Source organism: Promineifilum sp. (SeqCode), from assembly GCF_041918635.1.
In the GTDB taxonomy this organism is placed as follows: Bacteria; Chloroflexota; Anaerolineae; order Promineifilales; family Promineifilaceae; genus Promineifilum.
Map to the genome: position 1 here is coordinate 1 of NZ_JAYRVJ010000185.1, position 8,742 is coordinate 8,742.

General features: G+C 64.8%; 10 protein-coding genes. 6 read left to right on the forward strand and 4 right to left on the reverse strand.

Features of this window, described 5'->3' with window-relative positions:
* Window positions 1-1,068, reverse strand: a 1,068-nt coding sequence (locus ACE3UY_RS06320) for a class I tRNA ligase family protein (RefSeq protein WP_374686703.1), incomplete at its 3' end; no start/stop codon positions are given.
* Window positions 1,069-1,595: 527 nt separating this feature from the next.
* On the opposite strand from ACE3UY_RS06320, the gene rplS reads away from it, so the two are divergent.
* The 3 genes from rplS (at window position 1,596) to ACE3UY_RS06335 (ending at window position 3,435) form a co-directional block, all read left to right on the forward strand.
* Window positions 1,596-1,961: a 50S ribosomal protein L19 gene (gene rplS, locus ACE3UY_RS06325; protein ID WP_374686704.1), complete on the forward strand. Its 366-nt coding sequence runs from the start codon at window positions 1,596-1,598 to the stop codon at window positions 1,959-1,961.
* 113 nt (window positions 1,962-2,074) lie between these two features.
* On the forward strand, window positions 2,075-2,824 hold the full coding sequence (locus ACE3UY_RS06330; protein ID WP_374686705.1) for a gamma-glutamyl-gamma-aminobutyrate hydrolase family protein: 750 nt from the start codon (window positions 2,075-2,077) through the stop codon (window positions 2,822-2,824).
* A gap of 134 nt (window positions 2,825-2,958) precedes the next feature.
* The gene (locus tag ACE3UY_RS06335; protein ID WP_374686706.1) at window positions 2,959-3,435 is read left to right on the forward strand and encodes an aminoacyl-tRNA deacylase; all 477 of its coding nucleotides are present in this window, start codon (window positions 2,959-2,961) and stop codon (window positions 3,433-3,435) included.
* 176 nt (window positions 3,436-3,611) lie between these two features.
* Here the strand turns inward: ACE3UY_RS06335 and ACE3UY_RS06340 are convergent, their stop codons facing one another.
* Window positions 3,612-4,118: a gluconokinase gene (locus ACE3UY_RS06340; protein ID WP_374686707.1), complete on the reverse strand. Its 507-nt coding sequence runs from the start codon at window positions 4,116-4,118 to the stop codon at window positions 3,612-3,614.
* A 96-nt stretch (window positions 4,119-4,214) separates the two neighbouring features.
* On the reverse strand, window positions 4,215-4,946 hold the full coding sequence (locus ACE3UY_RS06345; RefSeq protein ID WP_374686708.1) for a thermonuclease family protein: 732 nt from the start codon (window positions 4,944-4,946) through the stop codon (window positions 4,215-4,217).
* 189 nt (window positions 4,947-5,135) lie between these two features.
* Here ACE3UY_RS06345 and ACE3UY_RS06350 point away from each other — a divergent pair, with 189 nt between their 5' ends.
* The 3 genes from ACE3UY_RS06350 to ACE3UY_RS06360 all read left to right on the forward strand — a co-directional run bounded on the left by ACE3UY_RS06350 (window position 5,136) and on the right by ACE3UY_RS06360 (window position 7,443).
* Complete coding sequence (locus ACE3UY_RS06350) at window positions 5,136-5,699, forward strand: PadR family transcriptional regulator (RefSeq protein WP_374686709.1); 564 nt, start codon at window positions 5,136-5,138, stop codon at window positions 5,697-5,699.
* Window positions 5,700-5,797: 98 nt separating this feature from the next.
* Window positions 5,798-6,592, forward strand: coding sequence for a molybdate ABC transporter substrate-binding protein (gene modA, locus ACE3UY_RS06355; RefSeq protein WP_374686710.1), 795 nt, complete (start codon window positions 5,798-5,800; stop codon window positions 6,590-6,592).
* Between the two features lie 104 nt (window positions 6,593-6,696).
* Window positions 6,697-7,443 (forward strand): ABC transporter permease, encoded by a 747-nt coding sequence (locus ACE3UY_RS06360; RefSeq protein ID WP_374686711.1) that lies wholly within the window; start codon window positions 6,697-6,699, stop codon window positions 7,441-7,443.
* A gap of 87 nt (window positions 7,444-7,530) precedes the next feature.
* Here ACE3UY_RS06360 and ACE3UY_RS06365 read toward each other — a convergent pair.
* On the reverse strand, window positions 7,531-8,742 hold a 1,212-nt coding region (locus ACE3UY_RS06365), incomplete at its 5' end, for a sensor histidine kinase (protein ID WP_374686712.1).

Sequence of the window (8,742 nt, forward strand, 5' to 3'; positions counted from 1 at the left end):
CACGTAATCGGCGATCCAGATGGGCACAGGCGCGCCGGTCAGCGGGTGAGTGGCATAGGCGCCGGTGAAGACGCCCGTCTTCTCCCGGTCGGCCGCCTGGCGGTCCATCTCCGACATACGCTGCGCGGCCTCGACGTAGGCGGCCACCTCGGCCGCCCGCTCGGACTCGGTGATGCGCGCCGTGATACGCGCCACCAGCGGGTGCTCCGGGGCCAGCACCAGGAACGTCGCGCCGTACAGCGTGTCCGGCCGCGTCGTGAAGACCGTGATCGCCTCCTCTTCGTCCGTAGTGACCGAATTCATTCGGTCACCCGCCGCAACGTCAGAGCCATCGCGACGAACCTGAAACACCACCTCCGCCCCCTCCGACCGCCCGATCCAGTGGCGCTGCATGCCCTTGATGCGCTCCGGCCAATCGACCGTGTCCAGGTCGGCCAGCAGCCGGTCGGCGTAGTCGGTGATGCGGAAGTACCACTGTTCCAATTCCTTGCGCGTCACGACGGAGTCACAGCGCCAGCAGCGGCCGTCTTCCACCTGTTCGTTGGCCAGGATGGTGCGGCAGTGGGGGCACCACCACTGGCTGCCCATCGCCCGGTAGGCCAGACCGCGCCGGAACAGCAGCAGGAAGAACCACTGCGTCCAGCGGTAGAACTCCGGGTCGGTGGAGTCGATCTCGCGCGACCAGTCGTAGGAGCACTCGACCAGCTGCATCTGGCGCTTATAGTTGGCGGCGAAGCGGTGTGTCGTCTCCGCCGGGTGGATGCCGTGCCGGATGGAGTAGTTCTCAGCCGGCAGGCCGAAGGCGTCCCAGCCCATTGGGTGCAGGACGTTGTAGCCGCGCATGCGGTGAAAGCGAGCGCTGACGCAGGTGGGGACGTAGTTGCGGCAGTGGCCGACCGACAGGCCGTCGCCGGACGGGTAGGGGAAGAAGTCCAGGATGTAGACGTTGGGCTTGTCGGGGTCGTCGCCGGTGCGGTACAGGTCGTCTGTCGCCCAGCGCGGCCGCCACTTCTCTTCCAGGGCGCGGAAGTCATAGCGGGCGGCGCGGGCCTTCGTTTTCGTCGTCATGTCGTCTCCTTAAGAAGAATCCACAGATTACACAGATTGGTCGTTAGTCGTTAGCCGTTGGTCGTGACTGACCACTGACCTACTGGCCCACTGAACACTGCTCACTGCTTACTGTTGACTGACCACTAGCCACTGCGGCCCAACGAGGGACGGCGAAACGAAAAAGGCCGCAGGGGTTGCCTGCGGCCTCACGTCAACGAGATGGCGTCGAGCGATCACACGGGGCGAGCAGGCAGGGCCGGACCGGCGAGTAAGACGCCAAGTAATAAGCCCTGCAGATAGCCAAACGCGCGTGTGTCGTTCATACTGTTCACTGCGAGCAGCATAGCATAGCTTGGGGGCTTCGTCAATATGCCCGGCGAACGTTTTCCGAACGGGCATTGTCAAACCGACTTTCTTCTGTTATAGTACCCAATTGGCCCGCCCGGCGGGTTCATTACGTGACAAACGAAACCAGCTTGCCTGGGGGGTAGAGATGACGTTCCGGCCGGAACGTTGTTTTTTCCGGTGCTTGGAGAACAGAGATCATGTCTGACTTACTGCTGAAAGCTTTTGACAATGAGAAGAACGCTGCCCTGCCGCAGGTGACCATCGGCGACAGCGTGACCGTCTTCGTCCGCATCAACGTGGGCGACAAGAACGAGCGCGTCCAAATGGTGCGCGGCACGATCATCCGCGTGCGCAACGCGGGTAACAACGCCAACTTTACGGTGCGCCGCATCGCCTCCAACGGCATCGGCGTGGAGCGCACCTTCCTGATGAGTTCGCCGCGCATCGAGAAGATCGAGGTGCATAGCCACGGCCACGTCCGCCGCGCCCGCCTCTACTACCTGCGCGAGCGCACCGGCAAGGCGACCCGCCTCCGCGCCAAGCGCACCTTCGAGCAAAACTAGGCGCTCGAGCGCTCGGCGCTCGCGAACGGTTCATGGTATGATAGCAGGTGAAAGATGACCTCTTTCACCTTTTTTATTATGGTCATCTGACACCCTTCGACCCACTTGAACCCATGAACCACCATTCCACTCAACCGATCATTGGCCTGACCGCCTACCGCAAGGTGGAGACGGGAACCTCCGCCGCGCCGCTCTTCGCTCTGCCGCCGTCCTACGTGGAGGCAGTGGCGGCGGCCGGCGGCATCCCCGTGCTCATCCCACCGGGGCTAAGCGAAGAGGCTCTGCATACCTTGCTGCTCCGATTGGACGGCCTGCTGCTGCCCGGCGGCGGCGACATCGCCGGCGAATACTATCGCAGCGAGCATCCCAACTTCATCTTCAACATCGACCCCGACCGCGACCGTATTGAACGCTTCCTGGCGCGAGAGGCGATCGAACAGGGCAAGCCGTTGCTGGCCATCTGTCGCGGCCACCAGATGCTCAACGTCGCCCTGGGCGGTTCGCTCTACGAGGACGTGCTGGAGTTGATGCCGGGCGCGATCAAGCACGACTTCTTCAACCTCTTCCCGCGCAACCACCAGGCCCACGCCGTCACGCTGGAGCCGGGCAGCCGGCTGGCCGCGACCATCGGCCAGACGATAGCCTGCGTCAACAGTCTGCACCATCAGGGCATCCGCGACCTGGCTCCCGGGTTGGTGGCCGCCGCCCACTCGCCCGACGGGCTGATCGAGGGCGTTGAAGCGCCCGGCCACCCCTTCGCCCTGGGCGTTCAGTGGCACCCGGAGAACCTTATCCACGACGACCCAGCCATGCTGGGTTTGTTCCGCGGGCTTGTTGAGGCGGCTAATGGAAATGGCAGATAAGAGGGACACAGAGAGACACGGAGGGCAGACACGAAGAGACACGGAGGAAGAGACGTTCTTTCTCTGTGAAACTCTGTGTGATCTCTGTGTCCCTCTGTGTTCCTCTTAATCCGTAGCCATTCATTCCAGGCCCTATGAGTGACGAACTGACTCCCGTTGGGCGCGATCTGGCGGCGCGGGGCATTCCCTTCCGCGAGTTCCGCCATGCCGGCCCCGTCCACTCGCTAGAGCAGGCGGCGGCCGAGCGAGGCCAGCGGCCGGAACAGGTCGTGCGCAGCCTGCTCTTCCGGCTGGGGCAGGACGAGTACGCCATGGTGCTGGTGGCTGGGCCGCAGCAGGTGGACTGGAAGGCGCTGCGCCGCCACCTGGGCCAGTCGCGGCTGACCACAGCTACCACCGACGAGGTGCGCGCCGTCACCGGCTACGAGATCGGCGCGGTGGCCCCCTTTGGTCTGCCGCGCCCCCTGCGCGTGCTGGTGGATGAGAGCGTGACGCGGGAGGCAGAACTCTCGCTCGGCTCCGGCGTGCGGGGGACGACGGTCATCCTGAGCACAACCGATCTCCTGCGCGCGCTCGGTAACGTGGAGCGCGTGGCTGTTACGCAGGCGTAGAAAGCATGATCCGCAGGTTACGCATATTAAAAGAAAGAGGATCGCGCCAAGAACGAGTGCGCAAAGAACGCAAAGAAGCGACATCAGGGTCGTCTTAGCGTTCTTTGCGCACTTTGCGTTCTTGGCGTGAGCTTCTTAAAAATCTGCGTAATCTGCGAAATCTGCGGATCACTCTCTTAGCCATAGCCAGCCAGCGCCAGGTCGGCCAGTAGGCTCGTTAGCTGTCGCACGATCTCGGCTCGCCCGCCGTTGTTCTCGATGACGAAGTGGGCGTGGCCCGGCGGCTCGAAGAAGGCGGCGATACGCCGGGCGTACTCGACCGTGACGGGATTGCCGCCCCGCGCCAGCCGGGCGGCGCGCACCGCCTCATCCGCCTCCACCAGCACAAAAACCACGTCCGGGAAGGCAGCGGCGATCAGCCGGCGGTGGCGCTCTTTGAACGTCGCCTGGCAGAAGGCCAGGTCGGCGTGCCGGCGGCGCAGTTCGGCGATACGCTCGATGAGCACCGCATAGAAGCGGTCGCGCATGGCGTCGCTGAACGGCCGCTCGTCGCGCACGGCATCGCGCATCTCCGGCGTCAGGTCGCGGTCGCCATCGTAGAAGGTGTAGCCGAACGCCTCGGCCAGCACCTCGCCCACGTAATTCTTCCCGGCCGCGGGCAGACCGAACAGATAGATCAACATTCGTGGTAGCCCTTACCGGGTTGTGTTCTCATCGAATAAGCCGCATTGAGCTGTGCCAAATCTGCGAAATCTGCGAAATCTGCGGATTCTTCCTCTTCACGGCAGACTCTCGCATACGAAGCCATCGCCGCCGCCATCCAGCCGGTGCACGTCCTCGCCAACTGTCTCCAGGCAGTAGGCAAAGCACGTCTGCGCCTCCGCCTGCGTACTGAAGTCGCGGCAGTCATACAGGTTGCGGTCGCAATCGCACGGCCCGACCAGCGCCGGCTGCGCCCACATGCCGGCCGCCGCCGCCCGCGCCTCCTGCTGAAGGGCGCGCAGGAAGTCAGTCTGGGCCACGTCGGGCGGGAAGGTAACCAGCCGGGCCATGCCGGCGCGCATCAGCTCGGCGTTGACGAACGTCCCATCGGTCAGGTAGACGTAGCGCAGCAGCCGCCCGTACTGATCTGTCTCGCTCACGTCGCGCACCAGGATGACCGTTTGCCCGTCCACCAGCTCGCGGTTGAACGTGAGCGCCTCCTCGTAGAACGGCTCGTCGCGCTCCGGCGTGTCCACGCCGATGTAGCGCAGCCGGTAGGTCTGGCCGTCAAGCTCCACCTCGATGGTGTCGCCATCAAAGACGTAGGTCACCTCGGCGCGGTCGCCGTCGGGCGTGATCGCTGTGGCCCCCAGGGTGGGCAGCACACGTGTGGGGACGGAGGTTGGACGAATGCGTGTGGGAGTGGGCGAAGGCGCTAACTCAGACCTGGCGGCGCGGCCACAGGCGGTGAAGGCAACACTAGCGATAAGCAGAAGTAGCAAAATGTAGCGGTTGGGCAGCGATGTCATGAGCGATCCCGAAATCATTCGTCAGGCTATGGGGCGCGGGCCGCGCGCACCTATGCTAGATGGTAGCCGGTTATCCATCCGCTGTCACTCTGATGGTTCCCTCTACCCTACAAAGGTTGACACAACCAATTCATTACTTATACTCACACCTTGAGTATTCGCAACATGGATAATCGTGCTGCAGGGTCTTTGTCAGTTGAACTCGCGCTGCTAGGTTTTGTACGCCGCCGGCCGAGCCACGGCTACGAGCTTTACCACGAACTGAGTCATACGCCGGAGCTTCGTCTCGTCTGGCGCATGAAACAGAGCCGGCTCTATGCGCTCCTGGCCCGGCTGGAGGAGGGGGGCTTGCTGCGGGCGACGTTGCAGCCGCAGGAAACCAGGCCGCCCCGCAAGGTATTTCATCTGACCGCGCGCGGCGAAGCCGCCTATCGGGAGTGGCTGGAGCAGCCGGTGGCCCAGCCGCGCGAGATGCGGCTGGCGTTCATGCTGAAGCTCTACTTCGCTATGGCGGAGGGGCAGGAGACGGCCGTCCGGCTGATCGAGCGCCAGCAGGCCGTATGCGCCGGCTGGCTGGCGACACAGGCCAACGACCCCGAGGCCCCTTTCCCGCGCGCCGTCCGGGCATACCGGCGCGCCCACATCGAGGCGATCCGCGACTGGCTGGCATCGTTGCCGGTCGAGTGGCCGGAAGCAGATAAGAGGAACACAGAGTTCCACAGAGGAAGAATAGCTCTACGATTCTCTGTGTAGCTCTGTGTGATCTCTGTGGAACTCTGTGTTCCTCTTACATGAAGGAATATTGCGCAATGGTCACCAACGGTCGATTCACAACATGGCGTCTGACTGCCTTGGTCTGCTGCCTGCTTGTCCTTCTGACAGGCTGCGGACGGGCGCAACAAGAAAGCGCGCAGGCGACAGCCGCCGAAGACGCGGTCACGCTGACTGTTTTCGCCGCCGCCTCGCTGACGGACGCCTTTGGCGAGATCAAGAGTGTCTTCCAGGCGGCCAACCCCGGCGTGACGGTGGCTTTCAACTTCGCCGGCTCCAACCAGTTGGCGACGCAGATTGGCGAGGGCGCGCCGGCCGACGTTTTCGCCAGCGCCAACGCGGCGCAGATGGACGCGGCCGTTGAGTCGGGCCGAATTGACGCGGACGCGGCAGCGATCTTCGCCACCAACCGGCTCGTCGTCGTCTACCCGGCCGACAATCCGGCCGGCATCGCCGCCCTGCCAGACCTGGCCGCCCCCGACACGCTGATCGTGCTGGCCGCCGAAGAAGTGCCCGCCGGCCGCTACTCCCTGGAGTTCCTTAATCTGGCCTCGGCAGACCCTGCACTGGGCGCGTCGTTCAAGGAGGCTGTGCTGGGCAACGTCGCCTCCTATGAGGAGAACGTGCGCTCTGTCTTGAACAAGGTCTCGCTGGGCGAGGCCGACGCGGGCATTGTCTATGCCAGCGACCTGATCGGGGTCGAGGACGTCGCCAGCCTGGAAATCCCCGGCGCGCTCAACGTTGTGGCCGAATATCCCATTGCATCGCTCAACGACAGCGCCCAGGCCGAAGCGGCGGCCGGCTTCATCGCGCTGTTGTTGAGTGACAAGGGCCAGACTATTCTGGCCAACTACGGTTTTGGCCCTATCCGGTAATGAGATGGCCTGGCTTTCCACGGGCGAAGGTCGCCGCGCCTTCTTCTCCATTCAGTAGGGACAGGACGGCGCGCCGGCGGCCGGGGGCATGGTGGGCGCTGTCGTTGCCGCTGCTTCTCTTCCTGGCGCTGCCCCTCTTGGCGCTGGTTCTCTACGCCTCGCCGGCCGAACTGTGGGCGAATCTGGCCCGGCCCGAGGTGCGGCAAGCCATCTCGCTCAGCTTGCGGACGAGCACCTGGGCCACACTGGCCGCGGTGGCGCTGGGCCTGCCCGTCGCCTACCTGCTGGCGCGGGGGCAGTTTCCCGGCAAACTGCTGGTGGACAACCTCATCGATCTACCCATCGTCCTGCCGCCGGCCGTGGCGGGGCTGGCGCTGCTGCTGGTGTTCGGCCGGCGGGGGTGGATCGGCGGGCCGTTGGATGATCTGGGGCTGCGCATCACCTTCACCGAGACGGCCGTCGTCATGGCCCAGACCTTCATCGCCGTCTCGCTCTTCATCCGCACCGCCGCTGTGGGATTTGCCGCGGTGGAGCCGGAATTGGAGGACGCCGCGGCCATCGACGGGGCCACTCCCTGGCAAGTCTTCTGGCGCATGACGCTGCCGCTCTCGCGCCGGGCAGTGCTGACGGGGGTGGCGCTGGCCTGGGCGCGCGCCCTGGGGGAGTTTGGCGCGACCATCATCTTCGCCGGCAACTACCCCGGCCGCACTCAGACCATGCCCCTGGCGATCTACCTGGGCTTTGAGCTAGACCTGGGCGTGGCTGTCACGCTGTCGGTCATCCTCGTCGCCTGCTCGTTCCTGATCCTGCTCCTGATCAAGGCCGTCTTCGGCCGGGAAGAATCGGAGTAGGGGCTGACATTCATCACCGGCCCGACGTAAGAAAACTGGCAACTGACCACCGACAACTAATCTGCGTAATCTGCGGATTCTTCTCTTCTATCCGCCTGCTGGCAACTGCGCGGCGATGGTCGTGCCCTGGCCCAACTCGCTCTGCACCGTCAGCGCCCCGCCGTGGAACCGCGCGATCTCATAGGCGATCGCTAATCCCAGTCCAGCCCCTCCCTGGCCGTTGGCGCGGTCCCTGGCCCGGCCGTCTTCGACCCGGTAGAAGCGCTCGAACAGGTGTGGCAAGTGCTCGGCCGGAATGCCCGGCCCGGTGTCATGCACGGAGACCACAACCTGCCCGTTTTGCCGCTGCCCGCGTACGGTCACCTGGCCGCCCGGCGGGGTGAACTTGATGGCGTTGTCCAGCAGGTTGAGGTAGAGGCGGATGAGTAAGTCCATATCGCCGCGCAGCGTCAGCCCGGCCGGCAGCTCGGCGACCAGGGTGACCGACTTGGCCGCTGCCAGGGGCTGCATCTGGTCGACCACTGCGCCCATGAAGTCGGCCAACTCAATGTTCGCCATCGGCCGCTGCACCTCACCGCCGTCCAGCCGGGCCATGAACAGCAGGTCGTTGCTCAAGCGGATAAGGCGGTCGACCTGCTCCTCCATCTCGCGCAGCGTCTCCTGGTAATCGGCCGGGCGGCGCGGCTGACTGAGCGTGACGCCGATGCGCCCTTTCAGCGCCGTCAGGGGCGTACGTAGTTCGTGGGCCGCGTCGTCGGTGAAGCGCCGTTCACGGGCGAAAGCGGCCTCCAGCCGGTCGAGCATCCTGTCAAAGGTGCGGGCCAGCCGCCCTACCTCGTCGGCCGGCCCCTGGTAGTCGATGCGCCGGCTCAGGTCGCTGGCGGACACTGCCCGGGCGGTCTGGGTGACGCGGTCGATGGGGCGCAGGGCGCGGTCGGCCAGGAAGTAGCCGCCCAGCCCGGCCAGCAGCAGGGCCAACGGCAGGCCCAGCAAGGCTTGCCCCCGCAGGCTGGCTAATGCCTGATCGATCCGGTCAAGTTCCTGCGCCACCTGAAGCCGGCCGCTCTGCCCCCCAACGGACACTTGCTGGCTATAGACGCGCCACGTGTCATCCTGGAAGGGGATGGTCTGGAAGCCGATGGGCTGAGCGGGAAAGACGGGCAGTTGATCCTGCGTCGTGAATGTATCCAGCGCCGCGCCGTCGGGGGTGAACAGGGAGATGGTGAAGTCGTCGCTGAGGCCGCGCAGGGCGTCCGGGTCGATGCCGGCGCTCTGGAAGGCCAATTGCCCGTCGGCGAG

What these genes read in the sequence shown, in the direction of transcription:
- rplS (WP_374686704.1), top strand. Translation starts at nt 1,596, where the DNA reads ATGTCTGACTTACTGCTGAAAGCTTTTGACAATGAGAAGAACGCTGCC.
- ACE3UY_RS06330 (WP_374686705.1), top strand. Translation starts at nt 2,075, where the DNA reads ATGAACCACCATTCCACTCAACCGATCATTGGCCTGACCGCCTACCGC.
- ACE3UY_RS06335 (WP_374686706.1), top strand. Translation starts at nt 2,959, where the DNA reads ATGAGTGACGAACTGACTCCCGTTGGGCGCGATCTGGCGGCGCGGGGC.
- ACE3UY_RS06340 (WP_374686707.1), bottom strand. Translation starts at nt 4,118, where the DNA reads ATGTTGATCTATCTGTTCGGTCTGCCCGCGGCCGGGAAGAATTACGTG.
- ACE3UY_RS06345 (WP_374686708.1), bottom strand. Translation starts at nt 4,946, where the DNA reads ATGACATCGCTGCCCAACCGCTACATTTTGCTACTTCTGCTTATCGCT.